This is a genomic window from Alphaproteobacteria bacterium, assembly GCA_016870095.1.
Classification (GTDB): domain Bacteria; phylum Pseudomonadota; class Alphaproteobacteria; order Paracaedibacterales; family VGCI01; genus VGCI01.
In genome coordinates this window covers 1-17,544 of the sequence record VGCI01000011.1, presented here as the reverse complement: position 1 = coordinate 17,544, position 17,544 = coordinate 1, and the positions used below count along the sequence as shown (strand labels likewise).

Sequence of the window (17,544 nt, the reverse complement as noted above, 5' to 3'; positions counted from 1 at the left end):
CCACAATTTATTTAAAAACTTAACTAACTATGTAAGCAATTCTGATGAGCATAGCAAGCAAGAAAGATTGCCTAACAATTTTAAGTCTTTTTCCTCACGTCATATTGACCTTTTAGATAGGCAGGAACACCGATCAAAAAACCAACACCAACATAGACGAGCGTCCTTAATTCCGCGCCATAAATTGCAAAAAAAGCATAGAGAATACTTCCCCCGATAGCTAAATGTAAAGTCGGGTTAAGTTTTGCATAAATATTATTTTTTTGATCTCTAAATAATATATATGTCGACAAAGAGGACAAAAGGTAAGCAAAAATTGTCATGACAGAGCCAACTTCAACAACCATTTTCACTTGATCTGCCATCGTATGATTTAAAGTTAAAAACATCAGAATAGAAGCCGCAGTACTTGAAGTAATTAATCCAAATACAGGCGTCCCATTTTGACTTTCTTTCGCAAAGACTTTGGGGAACAACCCTTCTTTAGCCATAGAATGGGGCACTTGCCCTTGAAGTAAAACCCAACCATTAAGTCCACCATAAATGGAGATGAGAATACAAATAGCTATCACAGGTCCAATCCAAGATCCAAAAACCAAGACGGCGGCATCAACGAAAGGCGCAGGGGATGATGCCAAAATTTGCGCGGGTATCAATCCAAATAAAACAAATGTTGTGAAGAGATAAACAATCGCAACTAGTCCTGTACCGAATAAAGTTGCTTTAGAAATCGTGCGACCAGGATTTTTAACGCTATCTGCAGGGACTGTGGCGGATTCTAATCCAATAAATGCCCACAAAGTTAAAGCAAATGCAGAATTCACACCCTGGAATAGGCTCGTATCCGGTTGATGGGTGGGAAAATAATTATCTATGTTAATAAAGAATAACCCCACAGAAGGAACAATAATAAGAGGGCATAATTTTAAAATTGTGGTTATCAATTGCACGCGCCCCCCTGCACGCAAACCTAGACAATTGATAATCGTTGCCATCCATAATACGCTTAAAGCTCCGACAAAACTTAAAATACGATTTTCCCGTAAAATGGGAATAAATAACGATAAATAGCTGATAAAAGCGATGGAAACAGCGGCGTTACTCGTCCATCCCATAATCCAATATCCCCAGCCCATTTGGAATCCGATAAAATTACCAAATGCATCACGACTGTGTGTATAAGGACCACCAGATCGAGGATAAACCATAGACAGACGTGCAAACACGTAAGCCAAACATAATGCTCCAATTGCTGTGGACGCCCATCCTAAAATACTTATTGAACCAATGGCGCCCAAATTGGCGGGGAGAAAAAATATGCCCGTGCCAATCATGTTCCCAATGACTAATGATGTTGCGGTCCAAAAACCAAATATTCGATGATTTGAGGGTTTTTCATTTTTTTTCACGTGACGGTTTCCTCACCAAAAGCAAATTTCTGATTCTTACCTTTTTGTTGTGTCGATGTCTCTCTTCGAACAGCCACAATACTTATTAAAATAATGGAAACGCCTATTATTTTAATGAAGCTGAGAGCTTCCCCATAAATTAACCATCCTAAAATAGCCGCCATAACAGAAGCAAGGAGCATAACCAAAGCCCCATAGCTTGCAGGAATTTTACCAAAAGAATAGGCTAAGAATCCCTGGCCCATAACGTGTACCAACAAACCTTGCCCCAGAACACTGCACCAATCATTCGCTGTTAATGGCCAAAAGGATACTTGAAATAAAACTCCAAATATTCCCATCCCCGTCAAAGAAACGATACTTGTCCAGAACATTAACAGACCTGTTGAAAATCGGCCCCGAATTCTTTTAACAGTAATAACATAAGCCGTAACCATTACACCTGAGAGAAGAGACACAATATCTCCCATAAGATTATCCATACTAATATGAAAACTTTCAAAGCCAAGAAGAGCGCACCCCATAAATCCACTTACAGCGGTAAGGAGCGTGCGCATGGATTGTGTTTGTGAAAAAACCAACCACATTACCAAAGGCACAAAAAATGCGGATGTATTATTAAAAAGAGTTGCATTAACGATGGCTGTATAATCAATTGACCAATTCCAAAGCGCTAAATCAAAAGAAAAAAATGCCCCGGCAAGCCCGATGATAAAAGCATCGTTGCGGGTAATCGGCTGTTTTTTTTGTGTTCCTTTATCTTCTTCCCATCGCATCCATATCCATAACAACGGTAAAGAAAAAAGAAGCCGATAAAACCCTGTGGTCATAGGACCAAGATCGGATGCCTTGACAAATATGGGCGAAAACCCAGTTAAAATACTCCCGACACAAGCCATAAAAATTGAGAACAAAGGTAGACGTGTAGTCGGAGAGTGAATTGACATTTTGATTTCTCGATTAATAAAAGAAACTAGATACCATTATTCCATAAATAATAATTTTCTGCCCATGTCCGCTGTAAAGCATCATCCAATTCCGCTAAAGAAATAGAAACACCTAAATCTTTGAGGGAAGTTACGCCATATTCCGTTAAACCACACGGGATTATCCCTTTAAAGTGGGCAAGATCAGGATTTACATTAATAGCGATACCGTGAAAACTAATCCAACGACGTAACCGAATACCAAGGGCCGCAATTTTTAGCTCTCGCCCCTCATGCTCAACCCAAATCCCCACACGACCACAACGACGCTCCCCCTTGATGTCAAATACCGCAAGAGTATCAATAATCCATTGCTCCAAGGCCGTTACAAAAAAACGAACATCCCGTCTTCGTTTTGACAAGTCCAACATCACATATGCAACACGCTGACCGGGTCCATGATAGGTATATTGCCCCCCTCGACCTGTCTCATAAACCGGCAAAGTCTTTCCATCAAGGAGGTCAGATTGTTTAGCACTACTACCTGCCGTATAAAGAGGAGGATGCTCCAACATCCATACCATCTCAGGGGCCGACCCTTGGTAAATAGCCTTAACACGATCTTCCATCGTAGATATGGCTTCTTCATAAGGGATTAAACCTTTAGAAATACACCAGTCCATCATGCTTCTTATCCCAAAACTTTTAAACCAGCAGATACCGTCAACACACTCCAAAAAATCCATTTGGTATGATTATAAGGAGTCAATTTGCTTATGATGTTTGTAATCGCCAAAGCAATCAATGCCGGGTACGCTACGTCTAAAATAGTTCCCAAAACCACCATAAGCTTTGAAAATCCCAGCAATGAAATGGCAAAGGTAATGGCCATTGTTATAAAAATTGCCTGCGGTCGCTTTAAACGTTCATTGGTTAGATCTTGTGTTAAAAAATCTACAAATAATGTTGATAAAATCACCGCGGTTGCCAAACAACCAACAGCCAAAATAACAGCAATAACGGGCTTTGCAAAATATCCCAAAGCTTGCCCACCAATTGCCACCAACAACTGCTCTGGTTGAGCATTTTGCAAATAGGGAGCATATTTTGCACCCAAAGCAATGAAACCAATATAAATAATTGTCAGCAGAAAAGCGCCGATTACGCTGGCCGTGAGGCTCATCTTAATTAAAGTTTTGTGATCATCCTGACTCGTTAAATGATTACGCAAATAGTAAACGATAGCGCTTGAGAAAAACAAAGCTGCCATCAAATCCATTGTTTGATACCCATTCAGCAAGGCATTCGTGAAGGCTTTTTGAGAAGATAAATCCCCTTGAGTCGCATCATGCCCAAACCACAGTCCAAACAAAATTAAGATAACAATTCCCCCTAATTTAAAGGGCGTTAAGAAAAGACCAATAATGTCTACAATTTTGCTTTTCGTCCAAATACAGGTAACAATTGCCCCACAAAACAAGAAACTAAACAGCTCAAAAGGCAAAGTGGGAACCAGTAAATTGAATCCCCCAAAAGCAACAGTAATACATCGCGGCACAACACCAAAAGGGCCTATCAACATTAAAATAATGGCAATTATGAGAAACGCCGGGATTTTACCGAGTTTTTCAAAATAGTGACGATAATTTCCATCAAATAAAATTATCCCTACCAGACCTAAGAAAGGCATGAGAACTGCTGTAAGGACGAATCCCAAGATGGCTATTGGATATTGATTTAAGGACTCTTGGCCAACAAGTAGGGGGAAAACCAAATTGCCGGAGCCAAAAAACATAGAAAACATCGCGAATCCGGCCGTTAAAACAGTTTTATAATGTGTCATTTTGCATCTCAATTTCTTTCAAAGTATCAAATTATTATGCGGTTTATCCTGTCGATTTTTGTATCCGGAGGAAGCATAAGGGACAATAAATTTTAGGTTGGGGAGAATAATTATATGGCCTGTGAGGCCACAATAATTTGAGACACACGCATGCCGAAACGCACCACCAAAAGGGGGCGTAAATTTGCACAAAAGTTAAGGTATACGCTCTGATTCATAATTTATCTTTACCTTATCGCAGAATCTAGTGTCAATATTTATATGGGAAAATAAGAGCCAATTTTCAAGTTTTTACAATAAAATCCTTGTCGAAAACCTAAGAGTTGAGTAATCTCTGATCATTGTTCACAGGAGAGGTGGCCGAGTGGTCGAAGGCGCACGATTGGAAATCGTGTATACGGCAACGTATCGAGGGTTCGAATCCCTCTCTCTCCGCCATTCTCAATAGGTAGGGTTTTTACTCTACCTATTGAGAATAGCAATGAAGCTTCGAAACCTCGATTATTTAAAATTTAGGTTCGAGCTGAAGCAAACGCAAGCAACGCGCGCCAGCGCGATAATCCTTCTCCTCGCCATTATTCATTTCTTAAACCCTCCTACCCAAGCCTTGTATACCCCCTCATCCTCAGATATAAATAAAACCATGACGGATATCCCTTTTAAAATTGAGTCGCCCTTTGCCCCCGCCGGGGATCAACCCCAGGCGATTGACACAATTGTAAAGAACCTTCAAAACGGCGACAAAGACCAAGTTCTTCTCGGGGTTACAGGGTCTGGGAAAACATTTACAATTGCCCATGCGATTCAAGCTGTTCAACGCCCCGCCATTGTCTTAGCTCCCAATAAAATTCTTGCTGCCCAACTCTACGGAGAAATGAAATCCTTTTTTCCCAACAATGCAGTGGAATACTTTGTTTCCTATTATGATTACTATCAACCAGAAGCCTATGTTGCCCGCACAGATACATTTATTGAAAAAGAATCCTCCATCAATGAACAGATCGACCGGATGCGCCACTCGGCTACACGATCATTATTAGAACGCCCTGATGTCATTATCGTTGCGAGTGTTTCCTGTATTTACGGCATTGGTGGCGTTGAAACTTATAGTGAAATGATATTGCCCTTAAAAGTCGGTCAATGGATGGAAAGAAGTGACTTTATTCGCCGTCTTGTTGAATTACACTATAAGCGCAATGACCTTTCCTTTGTCCGCGGGACCTTTAGGGTTCGAGGTGATGTGATCGAATTATTTCCAGCCCACTACGAAGATAGAGCCTGGCGGATCAGTTTTTTTGGTAATGAGGTCGAATCTATTCAAGAAATGGACTCTCTCACCGGCGAAAGATATCAAGTCCTCGAGGCGATTCGTATTTTTGCCAATAGCCATTATGTGACTCCAGGCCCTACTATGCAGCAGGCCATTAAACAAATTCAGCACGACCTAACCATTCGTTTAGAAGAATTTCATCAAGCCAATAAACTTCTCGAAGCTCAACGGCTTGAACAACGCGTAAAGTTTGATGTGGAAATGATGGCTGCTACGGGAACTTGTGCCGGTATTGAAAATTATTCGCGATATCTTACAGGAAGAGCCCCTGGTGAACCTCCCCCTACTCTTTTTGAATATTTACCCAAAAATGCAGTCCTTATTATTGATGAAAGCCATGTAACTGTGCCGCAACTGAACGGTATGTATAAAGGGGACCGATCTCGTAAAGAAACGTTAAGTGAGTATGGTTTCCGCCTGCCTTCATGTAAAGATAACCGTCCATTAAAATTTGAGGAATGGGAAGCTTTACGCCCCCAAACCATCTTTGTTTCTGCTACACCTGGACCGTGGGAATTAGAGCAAACTCATGGGGAATTTATCGAACAAATTATCCGCCCCACAGGCTTAATAGACCCGGTTTGTACGATAAGACCTTGCGACCATCAAGTGGATGACCTCATTGCAGAATGCCGTGAAACTGTAGGCAAGGGCATGCGCGTCCTCGTCACGACGCTTACAAAAAAAATGGCAGAAGCTTTAACGGAATATTTGGCAGAAGCGAACTTTAAAGTTCGCTATATGCACTCCGACGTAGAAACCTTAGAACGTATTGAAATTATTAAAAATTTGCGACTTGGTGTGTGCGATATTCTCATTGGGATTAACTTGCTTCGCGAAGGGCTAGATATTCCAGAATGCGGCCTCGTTGCTATTTTAGACGCAGATAAAGAGGGGTACTTACGATCAAAAACTTCTCTCATTCAAACCATTGGTCGGGCTGCTCGAAATGTTGATGGCCGCGTCATTTTGTATGCGGATAAAATGACTAAATCAATGTCAGAAGCCTTAAGCGAGACAAATCGCCGCCGAGAAAAACAACAAGCCTACAACATTACCCATGGAATCACCCCAGAAACCATAAAAAGATCTATTACAGATATTTTGGGCACTGTTTATGAGGCAGACCATCTGACGATTGACGTCAACGACGCGCCCCACTTGGTTGGAAAATCTTTGAAGACACACCTGGCAGACTTAGAGCACCGTATGCGTGATGCGGCTGCCAATCTCGAATTTGAGGAAGCTGCCCGATTACGAGATGATATTCGCCGCCTCGAAGCGCAAGATTTGGGGCTCACCAAAAAGGCTGTTTAAAGTTTGTCTTTCGATTGGCTAGCTTGTGATAGCTCCGTGGGTAATTCCTCTGTCTCGAGTATATTAGAAACCCGTGGAATAGAGCCTATCGGTGTATAGAGTCTTTGCATAAGAATTTCCATCCATTGAGCATCTAAGGCTGTTATTTGATCCCACACAAACTTACAATGAGCTCTGTTATCCGTTAGTAATTTTTCTAATCTGACACGCTCTTCGTCAATAGCTTTAGCATCCCTCCCTTTTTCAGGTCGGAGTATAGCTTCGTATTTTTCAATATGTAAGTTGCGCAATTGACGACTTAAATCGCTTTCTTCATCCCAGTAAAATTTCCTTAAATCACGAAGAACTTGGAGTTGATCGTCTATTTCCATTTTGCGCTGGTCTTTTTTCTCTCTTTCATACAATTCAGCGGAATGTTCCAATGCCTTTCTTGTATCTGCTTCTAATTGAGCTGTTCGCTCTGATTCCGCAAGGACTACTTTCAAATCTCTCTCATAAGATTCTTGTAATGAAATGGCTTTGGCAAATCCAACTAGAGTTCCCGAAAGATTGAGCTCAGTGCGAAATAAACTTTCTTGTGGGACTTGTGTTAAGGGCGGCGTATCTAATAATTCAGTTCTAGTCAAGGTTGCTGTCGTAAAAGGCTGCTCTACTTTTTCAGTTTCGATTGATTTCGTTTTATACGTGAAAATAAAAGTAACACATACTGCAAATAGAAGATTTATATTAAATTTAATTTTCATAATTCACCCCCCTTGATTAGCAATGATTATTAATTAGATTAATACAATTATGCTAAACTTAAATATCTACTATACTATATTTACAGTATAAAATCAATGTTTTTGTAACCATTTTATTTTTTGTTATTTATATTAACTTTAAAACGGCTGAAATTTGCCTTTTATACGCTTAAGATTGTCAGCAACTCTTAAAAGGTATAATACTAAAGTTAAATTTTCGTTAGGGGATAAAAATAGTGACAACAAAGAAAAACATTGTGGTTAAAGGGAGGCCAGCAGCTCGATTGGCAGCGGTTCAAGCCCTTTATCAACTTGAACAAGAACCGACAACACCCCAAAAGGTAATCGTAGAGTTTCTAAATTATCGATTTACGGAAGTTGTTGATAATACAAAATTTATTACCCCCGATAAATCTTTATTTGAAGACATTGTCATCGGTGTTATGGACCGGATGGCAGATTTAGATTCTATGATTTCATCTACTTTGTCGGAAGACTGGCGAATTGAGCGAATGGAATCCGTTGTCCGGGCCATATTGCGAGCCGCTGTTTTTGAGCTAAGCCGGGATACATCAGTGCCCGTTCCTGTTGTAATTAATGAATATATTGAAATTACGAAATCTTTTTGTACAGGACCAGAAGTTGCTTTTGTCAACGCGTCATTAGATGCGCTAGCAAAGCTTCTCCGAACCGCAGATCTGCAAGAATAGCCTAATTAACGGCTTATTTGATTGGGAAACTATCCTTTAGAAGCGGAAGAGTTTCTCATCCAACGGCACACCAATTTCAACATGATCTAAAACCACGTGAGTTGTATTGCTTTGTGCGTCTAGAAGTGTCCACTCTTGGAGACGGAGTAAAGGTGTCATAACAAAAATTAAGGTCAGTGTTACACTGTCATCTCCCGGACGACGAACGGTAAGGAATATTTTATCTTGTTTCAAATCCAAAGTTTCTACTTGCAAATCATTAAAAAAATCAATTTTGTGGCGCAACAAAAAACTGGCAGGTGTACTATCGATAGAATAGTCGCTCACATCTTTACTGACTCCATCTAAGTGCCTTAAAGTCTCGCCATTAGCGATAATTCTGTCATAGCTAGGGGCGGCATATTCCAAACGCAATTTGCCAAAACTCTCTTTTCCTAAGCGCTTCAGATACATTTTACCCGTAGATTTCGTCTTGTCAGGATTTGTCTGAGAAAAATTAGCACGAAGGGTTTGAATACCATTCAAATAGCTTTGCAGTTTTTGAAGCTGCTCTTTTTGTCCTTGAATTGGTTGCTTTGATGGCAACGCAAATGTAGGAGAATAATTAGCTATCGGGAGCATTAACCCCCCCAACAAAAGGGCTGTTTTCAATAATATTTTCATAAATTTCTCTTTCCTTAGATATTATAAAGGGAAGTAAGAGCAAGCATTTTTCAATTTTATTTTACTATATAAAATTTATCAGAATAAAATACGGCTAACCCTTATTTATCATAACAAATACCTAGTAAATTTATAGCCTTTTGACACCAAATGAGCAAGAATATTGTCGGTCCATTTAACAGTTTTCCTAATTTTTTCTTCTTGATAAGTAATAATTAATATCTTCACAACTCGTTTTAGATTTATAATCCAGTAAAAATAGGAAATTAGAAAAAATGACTGAAAAACTAATTGATTTAATGTTTTTGCAAGGGCGTACCTATTCAAATTGGCTTGATAAGCCTGTGGACGACGAAATCCTTCAAAAGGCGTATGATTTAGCGAAAATGGGCCCTACAAGTGCTAATTCTTGCCCCATGCGCATTGCTTTTGTTAAATCCAAAGAATGTAAAGAAAAACTAAAGCCCCTTCTCGACGAAAGTAATGTGGGGAAAACCATGGCTGCTCCTGTTACGGCTATTATTGCGTATGATCTTACCTTTTATAATAATCTTCCCAAGTTATTTCCGCACACCGATGCCAAAAGTTGGTTTGTGGGGAATGAAGAGCGCACTCAAATTACAGCTTTTCGCAATAGTTCCTTACAAGGGGCATATTTTATTCTTGCTTCACGCTCTTTGGGGTTAGATTGTGGCCCAATGTCCGGATTTGACAATGCCGGGGTTGACAAGGCATTTTTTGCAAATAGCTCCATACGGTCAAATTTTTTATGTAACCTGGGATATGGAGACTCCTCCAAGCTGCACCCCCGAAATCCCCGCCTCACGTTTGACGAGGTTTGCAAAATCCTATAGTCTAGGAAAAGTGAAAATGAAGATGAGTTTTAAAGTAAGCCAGCAATTACATGCGCCTTATTTTTATACTGAGTGATTGTTATAAAAGATGTTTCAGGTAACGGCTACAAAAGTATATCCTTGGTTTGTATCATTACTAATAAAACATCCCTTCTGGTTAAGTTTCCTACTTGGTTGCCTCACCCTCTTTGCTATGGCCCCCTACCATATTGTATTTGTTCTGCCCTTTGCTTTTTCTGGTTTTTTAATAGTTCTTCAAAATACAAAATCCTCTAAAACAGCTTTTTGGGTGGGATGGGTTTTTGGATTTGGCTACTTTTTAGGGGGACTTTATTGGATTGGAAATGCACCCCGCACTTTAGGAATGTGGTTTGCTGTGCCTTTTGCGACTGCAGGGCTCCCTTTAGGGTTAGCCATTTTTCCAGCAACCGCCACTTTCATAACTTTTAAATTGACAACAACCCCCCTCAGTCGAGTCTTCGCTTTCACCGCTTTTTGGTCACTCTTTGAATGGCTTCGGGGCCATGTTTTAACTGGCTTGCCTTTGAATTTGCTTGGTTATACTTGGGATATTTCCTTACTCCAAGTAACCTCTGTAATCGGTATCTATGGCTTAACAGCCCTTACCACACTTGCTGCTTGTATTTTTGCTTCTAAACACAAAGGATGGATCTCAGGCGTTTTTTTGACCTTAGGTGTACTTTGGCTATGGGGAAATGATAGGGTCACGCAAGCTCAAGGTTTATCTCCTGCCCACAATCCTGAAATCAATTTACGGATCGTCCATGCTAATATACCCCAAGAAACCAAATGGTTAGCTGAACATTTCCAAGACAATCTTAATCGATATATCTCTTTATCTCGCAAACCCGCCACAAAACCGTTAAATGCGATTATATGGCCAGAGTCAAGCGTCACAACATTTGTTGAAAACTCTCCAATCCTCTTAAAAATACTAGCCGAAACAGCGCCCCCGGAGGGTATTTTAATATTTGGGGCTCCTCGAGAAGTTCAAGGAAAATTAAAAACCAGTATGATGGGCATAGATAGGGAAGCAAATTTAGTTGGTATTTATGACAAATCTCATCTCGTTCCTTTTGGGGAATACATGCCTTTACGTTCTCTAATCACGATAAAAAAACTAACTTATGGGGATCGAGATTATACCCCTGGCCCCGGTATTCGTACCGTTTCATTTCCTGGCTTGCCCCGCGTGAGCCCCCTCATTTGCTATGAAGCCATTTTTCCTCATGCCGTTGTGGACCAAAAAGATCGTCCTCAATGGATGCTTAACACAACAAATGACGCCTGGTTTGGTCACTCTACAGGACCCTATCAACACCTTCAAAGTGTCCGAGTGCGTGCCATTGAAGAAGGAATGCCCCTTGTTCGTTCTGCCAATAATGGCATTTCAGCTGTAATCAATTCATTTGGAGAAATTTTATATCGCCTAGAATTAGATGATATAGATTTTATCGACTTTACTTTGCCAAAACATTTGAATTATGATACGTTGTACGGACGATGGGGGGACCTTCTCTTCTACGGATTATTGGTTGTATTGCTTGTTCTAACAGTCGCCTTTCATCCTAATCAGAAACGAAAAAAATAGAATATTTTAAAGAGAGAAATACGGATATGTTGAATCAAGAAATATCTCCTTCTAAAAAGGGGAAACCGCATGATGTTGATATCCACGTTGGAGGTCGTGTTCGACTTCGGCGATCAGCATTAGGATTAAGCCAAGATCAATTAGGGGCTGCGATCGGTCTTTCCTTTCAACAAGTACAGAAATATGAACGAGGTGCCAATCGTATTGGAGCAAGCCGCCTCTATGAAATGAGTAAAATTCTTCAGACGCCAATTTCTTATTTCTTTGAAAACTATGGTGATAATAGCTTAGCAGAAGATGGTAATTCTCCCTACCAAGCAGACCCTGTATTAAAAAGAGAGACTCTTGAGCTGATGCGGGCATACCATCAAATTATAAATCCTAAACAACGGAAAAAGATTTTGAAACTTGTCCAGGCATTGGCCGAAGATTCCCAGAGAGAAAGTAACCAAGAAGAGGGTAAACGTAAACCAAAAGGGCATTCATAAGAATGCTCCCTTCCCACCTCTCGATAGAAGGCAAGTCACTGCCTCTGGTGGTAAAAGAAAATTCCAAAGCAAAACGGTTAACACTTCGCGTAAATCTAGAAGCAGGGGGAAAAATTATTTTAACTCTCCCGCTCTTTTATTCCAAAAAACAAGTTTTTAATTTTTTAGAAAAATCTAAACCATGGCTTGAAAAACAAGTTGCAAAAACAACACCGAAACAACTATATGTTGACGGGATGCTTTTGCCCATCTTCGGGAAAGATTATAAGTTATGTCACAAAATCTCCAAATCTTATCGCTCTTGGTGGGAAAACGATCATCTGTTAATCCATGCCCCAAGCGATAAGTTTGAACAGTCAGTTCAAAAGTCCCTCCATCAAGTTGCCCGACAATTTTTGACGCAACGCACCACGATTTACGCGAACAAATTGGCAAAACCAATCAATCGCATTACCTTACGGGACCCGCGTAGTCGCTGGGGAAGTTGTAGTGCAAATGGAAATATCTCCTATTCTTGGCGACTCATTTTTGCGCCTGAAAATGTGGCAGATTATGTCTGTGCTCACGAGGTTGCCCACTTGAAAGAAATGAATCATAGCCCTAAATTTTGGAAAATTGTGGAAGGTTTTTGCCCTGATTATAAAACCTTACGTCACTGGTTACGCCAAAATGGAAAAACTCTCTTTCAATATGGGATAGAACAATAACCCGAACTTTACGGGCTATAAGAGAGGTTTGAGAATTTGGAATGAACAACGGCACAAGGATAGATGTGTGTTAGAAAATCAAAAAATTTTGCAACTCTAAATTTAAACTTGAAGTTTTGATTCAAAGTTGCATGATAAGGATCAAAGATCGCATTTTAACCTGGTGTTAATGATCCGCCTTTTCCTTCGCATTCACCTTTCTTAACAAACATCCATTCTTTTTTATCATTATCCACTTTTGAATGTCCCATGCAATCATGACCTGGTATTGCACAATCATTTTTTCCGGCCTTAGCTATTCCATAGCACTTCTCTTGATCTTTTGTATCACCTTCAGCTTGTGTTGAAGAAATAGCAACAGCGGCGGATAAGGCGGCAAAAAAATAAGATTTCATTTTCCATTACTCCTGTAAATGTAATATATAAACACTAATATTTAATACTCGACTATTGAAGCAGATCATTTTTTTTGAAGTTGCGCAAGAGGATGGGGACGTTTTGAAAAAATCAAACACTATAAATAACAAGGTATTAGAGACAAATCTCTTACAATGGTATGACACCCACCAGCGAGTTCTTCCCTGGCGATCCGTTTCGGGATATCCCCCCAATCCCTATCAAATTTTGTTAAGCGAAATTATGCTGCAACAAACAACTGTTGCAACTGTTAAAGATTATTTCTCAAGATTTGTCCAACGGTGGCCGACCATAGAATGTCTAGCCCAAGCTACCCTTGATGATATTTTTCATGTGTGGCAAGGGCTGGGATATTATAGTCGAGCCCGTAACCTTCACACGTGTGCACAAATTTTGGCCCATGACTATAAAGGGGTCATTCCTTCAGATGAGAAAACTCTCTTAACACTGCCAGGAATTGGTCCTTATACAGCTGCCGCAATTGCTGCAATTGCTTATAATCAGCCCACTATTCCTGTTGATGGAAATATTGTGCGCGTATTTTCTCGTCTTCTTTGTCTTGACACACCCTTACCATCTCTTAAAAAAGAAATTCATAGTCTTGTTAGAAAAATGATCCCTCCTCGTAGAAGTGGAGATTTTGCTCAAGCTTTGATGGATTTAGGTGCAACGATTTGTCGACCTCGAAATCCTCGTTGCGAGATATGTCCGTTACAAACAATTTGTAAGGGATACATTCAAGGAATTGCTCAAAACCTTCCCATACCTGCTCCCAAAGAAATTAAACCTCAACGATATGGAATTGTTTTTTGGTTAGAAAATAAGGATCAAGAAATTTTGTTGGAGAAACGCCCAGCCAAAGGTTTATTAGCCGGGTTGATAGGTTTGCCCACAACGCAGTGGCGAGAAAAACCTTGGGGCCTTACCTCTAAAGAAATGCTTCCTTATGCACCAGAAGGTGTCGAGATTTGGAAACCCTTACCAAAAATAGTATCTCATACCTTCACCCACTTTCACTTGGAATTGCAAATTCTAAAGGGAAAATGCACCCGACCCATTTTCGGAATTTGGAGCCCCCTCGAAAATCTTAAATCTTATGCTCTCCCAACGGTAATGAAAAAAGTAATTCAAACCGCCACTGATCACTCAGTTTAGTTTGGACAGCCTTGACTTTTCTCCCCCCAGATAAAGGCCATTAGCCCCATCAACATGAGAAAGAAAAAATATAGATAGGGAACATAAGCCAGACCCGTTGTTTGCCATAATAATAGACAAACAAAAGGTGTTGTTCCTGAAAAAAGCATTGATCCCACTGTATGACCCAAACTCAAACCTCGAAATCGAAAACCAACATCATATTGATGAAGTAAAAACAAATATCCTGGCGTAATAAAGAATCCGATGCTTATAGTCGTTAAGATCATTAAGGGAAGGGAAATTGTCTGTGCAGTGATGAGCACTGTATTCAAAGAAATTAAAATTAACGTCAACAAGCCACCAATTTTAGCAACCCGAACAAGTCCCCAATAATCAGCAACCCAACCTGCAAAAGGCAAAATTATAACATAGACACACGTGAAGAAAAAACTATGAAGTGCTCCTTCATGAGGAGAGAGCAGCCCTAAAATCTTTGACAAATAGGTTCCTTGAAATAACAGATAAAAGTGATAGGCCCCTCCCGCAGCCCCACAAATCATAATGGTACGCGCGAGAGCTTTCCAATGTGTCTTCAGGATTTGCGATAAAGGGACAAGTTCATGATGGGTCTCTTGATAAGCCAAAAATGGGGGTGTTTCTACCAAGTAGCGCCGTAAAGCAAAAACAATGACACCCAGCATGCTGCACCCTAAAAAAGCCAACCGCCACTTTTCTCCCGTTGCCGGAATTTGAGAAGCAACTAACGAAGCGAAAGCTATGCCTAAATAGGCTCCACATCCCACAAACGTAGTCATAAGACATGGATATTTCTTGCCAAAATGTTCAAAGACATAAATTCGCACACCATCCGATTCTCCAGCAATAAATATACCCTGGAACATTCGACATAACACAAGTGCAACAGCTGCTTTCCAGCCCCAAGAGTCATAGCTAGGCAAAATTCCAACAATGAATGTTGGAAAAGAGATACCGATCATACTGTAGCGTAAGGATATGCGTCGTCCCCATCGATCCCCTAAATATCCGAAAATCAGTGCACCTAAAGGTTTAGACAAAGATCCCACAGCGAATACACCAAAGGTTTTGAGCAGCGCCGCAGTCGAATTTCCCTCGGGGAAAAAATGAAGAGCTAAAATGGGGGCTAAAAATCCATATATAGCATATTCAAAATACTCTAAAATTGTTCCCAAAATTGATAGGAGAAAGACCGGTAACTTAACGGGAGAAATATTTTGGCGCTTAGGATTAACAGCTTGAAAATTAGATAAAAATAATTGCTTTTTTGCACTATGATTCATGGCACTCCCTCCGCTGGTACGAACCAGATCAGGTTATAGGGTTAAGCGACCATCGCTCTCTCAGCTGAGACATTAAAACTCAGCACCCCCGGCAAGTAACTGTATCCTATCGATCACCTTAGTGAGTGTCAATTTGAAAAATTTTCCTGTTAATCAGAAGGTGGGGTTAGAATTTTTTTAACAATATTCTACTTTTCTCAACATAACCTAATCATGTAAGTTAGTCTGTGTTAACGAAAAACGAACCTGGCGTATGCCATTAGCAAAAATAAAAAAAGAAAGTCGTAAAATGTCAAAATTATACTTGAATTCAGATCTATTTTTTTTATTAAAAGATGAGGGTATCGTCTTGTGGGACTATCAGAAGCATCAACAATTTTCCCTTAACTCATCTTATTTTGAACGGCTAATTGCTTACTCTCAAGGAAAAGAGGACGAAGCCGATGAAGCTTCTGCTGACATCGACCACCATTTGGTTAAGGAAGGCATTTTGGTTCCCCAGGCTCCGACACAACCTTCCTGGAATTGGGATAAACTCTCCTACATTTTTCATATAGGCACTCGAAATGTTGTCAACGATGAACACACCTCAAAAGAAGAGTGGATTGCAGATTATGTAGCGGGATGCGAAGAGGCAATAGAGCGAAAAATTGAGGACATATATGTGAAGAGGAAAGGAGTATTTTTCCCCTTACCCTCTCCTAATTTAGAATTATTAAACCAAAGATCTTTTCAGGAGATTTTACAACAACGACAAACTGTTCGAAATTTTGATGGACAACCTGTTTCGTTGGAAGCTTTTAGTACACTTATATTTACTACATTTGGTTTGTTTCATGGTCCCTGGCATGATTTGACAGAGGCTGGTCTGAGAGAATTGGGTGTGCGAAAAACAAGCGCATCGGGTGGGGGACTGCACCCGAATGAAGCTTTTATCACCATCCATAATGTTGTGGGTATTGAACCCGGAACTTACCATTATGATGTAGAACGCCACGGTCTTGTTTCTATAAACAACGCATTGTCCGATGACGAGTTATCCGCTTTTTGTATGGGTCAACCTTTTGGTGAAGGTCTTGCATTTGGAGTATTTATCGTCGCCTTCTTTGCAAAATTGTGGTGGAAATATCCCCACTCTCGAGGCTACCGAGTGGCATTGTTAGACGCCGGACATTTGTCCCAAACTTTTCAACTTGTCGCCACTTCCTTGGGAATTCTTTCATGGATGACAGCAAACATTCATGATGTAAACGTTTCTAGCCACTTAAAACTTGATGGGGTTCATCAAGCCCCTTTACACTTCTTAGGAGCAGGTTATGGTCAAAAATCTGCAGTTTATAAGGGATTTAGAGAATATTTTGAAAAATAGGAATGCCAAATTCTTTCGGGGAAAAAGGTAGCTATACTTTGTGGTTCTGAAAATATTGACGAAAATTACATCAACAAACATCAAAATTTTAGTTAGAAATTCTTCTAGGTTTTTCTAAATTTCTTTTTTTTCTTCTCCTTTTTCTTTTCCGTCCGAGCCTTAGCGCCTTTTTTCTTTTCTTGATTTTTTCTTGCCTTCTTAGTCTCCTTTTCCTTTTTACGCTCCTTGGCCTTCTTTTTCTTTTCTTCTTTCTTTTTCTTATGATCTTCGCTCTTCTTTTTATCGCTCTTTCCCTTTTCCTTTTTCTTTTCTTCCTTATGTTTCTTCTTTTCCTCTTTTTTCTTCTCTTTTTTTTCTTCTTTCTTTTTCTTATCTTCAGCTTTCTTTTTTTTCTTCTCTTCCTTCTTTTTTTCTTTCTTCTTGTCTTTCTCTTCTTTTTTGGCCTTCTTTTCTTCTTTTTTCTTTTCCTTCTTCTCAGCTTTCTTTTTATCTTTCGCTTCTTTCTTAGCTCCTGCATTATCCGTCAAATTTGAATTGCTCATACCGCTACCACTGCCCGCACCAATACCCCCAATACCAGATCCACTCATTCCTCCGCCGATGCCACCTCCCATTCCACCAACACCAGTCATGCCTCCTCCGATGCCGCCTCCCATTCCACCAACACCAGTCATTCCTCCTCCGATGCCGCCTCCCATTC

Annotated in this window: 17 protein-coding genes, 1 tRNA gene and 1 riboswitch; of the genes, 10 read left to right on the top strand and 8 right to left on the bottom strand. The window is 40.2% G+C overall.

Going from position 1 to position 17,544, the window contains the following annotated elements:
• Window positions 1-80: 80 nt before the first annotated feature.
• The 4 genes from FJX03_07830 to FJX03_07815 are packed head-to-tail and all read right to left on the bottom strand — an operon-like array spanning window position 81 to window position 4,178.
• Window positions 81-1,409, bottom strand: coding sequence for an amino acid permease (locus tag FJX03_07830; GenBank protein ID MBM3633589.1), 1,329 nt, complete (start codon window positions 1,407-1,409; stop codon window positions 81-83).
• Entirely contained in the window at window positions 1,406-2,356 is a 951-nt protein-coding gene (locus FJX03_07825; GenBank protein MBM3633588.1) for a DMT family transporter, read from the bottom strand. The genes FJX03_07830 and FJX03_07825 overlap by 4 nt, the downstream gene beginning before the upstream one ends.
• A 26-nt stretch (window positions 2,357-2,382) precedes the next feature.
• The gene (gene lipB / locus FJX03_07820; GenBank protein ID MBM3633587.1) at window positions 2,383-3,018 is read right to left on the bottom strand and encodes a lipoyl(octanoyl) transferase LipB; all 636 of its coding nucleotides are present in this window, start codon (window positions 3,016-3,018) and stop codon (window positions 2,383-2,385) included.
• Window positions 3,019-3,026: 8 nt separating this feature from the next.
• Window positions 3,027-4,178 carry a hypothetical protein gene (locus FJX03_07815; GenBank protein ID MBM3633586.1) on the bottom strand — a complete coding sequence of 384 codons (1,152 nt, stop codon included), beginning with the start codon at window positions 4,176-4,178 and terminating at the stop codon, window positions 3,027-3,029.
• Between the two features lie 350 nt (window positions 4,179-4,528).
• Between FJX03_07815 and FJX03_07810 the strand changes: the two genes are divergently transcribed.
• Both FJX03_07810 and uvrB read left to right on the top strand, forming a co-directional pair.
• Window positions 4,529-4,616 (top strand) — tRNA-Ser (locus FJX03_07810).
• A 43-nt stretch (window positions 4,617-4,659) separates the two neighbouring features.
• Window positions 4,660-6,825: an excinuclease ABC subunit UvrB gene (gene uvrB, locus FJX03_07805; protein ID MBM3633585.1), complete on the top strand. Its 2,166-nt coding sequence runs from the start codon at window positions 4,660-4,662 to the stop codon at window positions 6,823-6,825.
• Here the strand turns inward: uvrB and FJX03_07800 are convergent.
• Window positions 6,822-7,568, bottom strand: a complete 747-nt coding sequence (locus FJX03_07800; GenBank protein ID MBM3633584.1) for a hypothetical protein — start codon at window positions 7,566-7,568, stop codon at window positions 6,822-6,824. The genes uvrB and FJX03_07800 overlap by 4 nt on opposite strands.
• A gap of 227 nt (window positions 7,569-7,795) precedes the next feature.
• On the opposite strand from FJX03_07800, the gene nusB reads away from it, so the two are divergent.
• Window positions 7,796-8,278, top strand: coding sequence for a transcription antitermination factor NusB (gene nusB / locus FJX03_07795; GenBank protein MBM3633583.1), 483 nt, complete (start codon window positions 7,796-7,798; stop codon window positions 8,276-8,278).
• Window positions 8,279-8,314: 36 nt separating this feature from the next.
• Here the strand turns inward: nusB and FJX03_07790 are convergent, their stop codons facing one another.
• Entirely contained in the window at window positions 8,315-8,941 is a 627-nt protein-coding gene (locus FJX03_07790) for an outer membrane lipoprotein carrier protein LolA (protein MBM3633582.1), read from the bottom strand.
• Between the two features lie 275 nt (window positions 8,942-9,216).
• Between FJX03_07790 and FJX03_07785 the strand changes: the two genes are divergently transcribed.
• The 4 genes from FJX03_07785 (at window position 9,217) to FJX03_07770 (ending at window position 12,602) form a co-directional block, all read left to right on the top strand.
• Entirely contained in the window at window positions 9,217-9,795 is a 579-nt protein-coding gene (locus tag FJX03_07785) for a malonic semialdehyde reductase (GenBank protein MBM3633581.1), read from the top strand.
• An 88-nt stretch (window positions 9,796-9,883) separates the two neighbouring features.
• A complete protein-coding gene (lnt, locus tag FJX03_07780) occupies window positions 9,884-11,407 on the top strand; it encodes an apolipoprotein N-acyltransferase (GenBank protein ID MBM3633580.1) in 1,524 nt (507 codons plus the stop codon).
• A 26-nt stretch (window positions 11,408-11,433) separates the two neighbouring features.
• A complete protein-coding gene (locus tag FJX03_07775; GenBank protein MBM3633579.1) occupies window positions 11,434-11,895 on the top strand; it encodes a helix-turn-helix transcriptional regulator in 462 nt (153 codons plus the stop codon).
• 2 nt (window positions 11,896-11,897) lie between these two features.
• Window positions 11,898-12,602, top strand: coding sequence for a M48 family metallopeptidase (locus FJX03_07770; protein ID MBM3633578.1), 705 nt, complete (start codon window positions 11,898-11,900; stop codon window positions 12,600-12,602).
• Window positions 12,603-12,757: 155 nt separating this feature from the next.
• Here FJX03_07770 and FJX03_07765 read toward each other — a convergent pair whose 3' ends face one another.
• Window positions 12,758-12,997 carry a DUF2282 domain-containing protein gene (locus FJX03_07765; protein ID MBM3633577.1) on the bottom strand — a complete coding sequence of 80 codons (240 nt, stop codon included), beginning with the start codon at window positions 12,995-12,997 and terminating at the stop codon, window positions 12,758-12,760.
• Between the two features lie 121 nt (window positions 12,998-13,118).
• Between FJX03_07765 and mutY the strand changes: the two genes are divergently transcribed.
• Window positions 13,119-14,174, top strand: a complete 1,056-nt coding sequence (gene mutY / locus FJX03_07760; GenBank protein MBM3633576.1) for an A/G-specific adenine glycosylase — start codon at window positions 13,119-13,121, stop codon at window positions 14,172-14,174.
• Here the strand turns inward: mutY and FJX03_07755 are convergent.
• On the bottom strand, window positions 14,171-15,475 hold the full coding sequence (locus FJX03_07755) for an MFS transporter (protein ID MBM3633575.1): 1,305 nt from the start codon (window positions 15,473-15,475) through the stop codon (window positions 14,171-14,173). The genes mutY and FJX03_07755 overlap by 4 nt on opposite strands.
• A riboswitch (TPP riboswitch) is annotated at window positions 15,463-15,575 on the bottom strand. Its footprint overlaps the gene before it by 13 nt.
• Before the next feature lie 153 nt (window positions 15,576-15,728).
• Between FJX03_07755 and FJX03_07750 the strand changes: the two genes are divergently transcribed.
• Together FJX03_07750 and FJX03_07745 are read left to right on the top strand one after the other, a co-directional pair.
• Window positions 15,729-16,844: a SagB/ThcOx family dehydrogenase gene (locus FJX03_07750; protein ID MBM3633574.1), complete on the top strand. Its 1,116-nt coding sequence runs from the start codon at window positions 15,729-15,731 to the stop codon at window positions 16,842-16,844.
• A 260-nt stretch (window positions 16,845-17,104) separates the two neighbouring features.
• Window positions 17,105-17,377 carry a hypothetical protein gene (locus tag FJX03_07745; GenBank protein MBM3633573.1) on the top strand — a complete coding sequence of 91 codons (273 nt, stop codon included), beginning with the start codon at window positions 17,105-17,107 and terminating at the stop codon, window positions 17,375-17,377.
• Window positions 17,378-17,544: the final 167 nt, after the last annotated feature.

What these genes read in the sequence shown, in the direction of transcription:
- FJX03_07825 (MBM3633588.1), bottom strand. Translation starts at nt 2,356, where the DNA reads ATGTCAATTCACTCTCCGACTACACGTCTACCTTTGTTCTCAATTTTT.
- lipB (MBM3633587.1), bottom strand. Translation starts at nt 3,018, where the DNA reads ATGGACTGGTGTATTTCTAAAGGTTTAATCCCTTATGAAGAAGCCATA.
- FJX03_07815 (MBM3633586.1), bottom strand. Translation starts at nt 4,178, where the DNA reads ATGACACATTATAAAACTGTTTTAACGGCCGGATTCGCGATGTTTTCT.
- uvrB (MBM3633585.1), top strand. Translation starts at nt 4,660, where the DNA reads ATGAAGCTTCGAAACCTCGATTATTTAAAATTTAGGTTCGAGCTGAAG.
- FJX03_07800 (MBM3633584.1), bottom strand. Translation starts at nt 7,568, where the DNA reads ATGAAAATTAAATTTAATATAAATCTTCTATTTGCAGTATGTGTTACT.
- FJX03_07790 (MBM3633582.1), bottom strand. Translation starts at nt 8,941, where the DNA reads ATGAAAATATTATTGAAAACAGCCCTTTTGTTGGGGGGGTTAATGCTC.
- FJX03_07785 (MBM3633581.1), top strand. Translation starts at nt 9,217, where the DNA reads ATGACTGAAAAACTAATTGATTTAATGTTTTTGCAAGGGCGTACCTAT.
- lnt (MBM3633580.1), top strand. Translation starts at nt 9,884, where the DNA reads ATGTTTCAGGTAACGGCTACAAAAGTATATCCTTGGTTTGTATCATTA.
- FJX03_07775 (MBM3633579.1), top strand. Translation starts at nt 11,434, where the DNA reads ATGTTGAATCAAGAAATATCTCCTTCTAAAAAGGGGAAACCGCATGAT.
- FJX03_07770 (MBM3633578.1), top strand. Translation starts at nt 11,898, where the DNA reads ATGCTCCCTTCCCACCTCTCGATAGAAGGCAAGTCACTGCCTCTGGTG.
- FJX03_07765 (MBM3633577.1), bottom strand. Translation starts at nt 12,997, where the DNA reads ATGAAATCTTATTTTTTTGCCGCCTTATCCGCCGCTGTTGCTATTTCT.
- FJX03_07755 (MBM3633575.1), bottom strand. Translation starts at nt 15,475, where the DNA reads ATGAATCATAGTGCAAAAAAGCAATTATTTTTATCTAATTTTCAAGCT.
- FJX03_07750 (MBM3633574.1), top strand. Translation starts at nt 15,729, where the DNA reads ATGCCATTAGCAAAAATAAAAAAAGAAAGTCGTAAAATGTCAAAATTA.
- FJX03_07745 (MBM3633573.1), top strand. Translation starts at nt 17,105, where the DNA reads ATGATCTTCGCTCTTCTTTTTATCGCTCTTTCCCTTTTCCTTTTTCTT.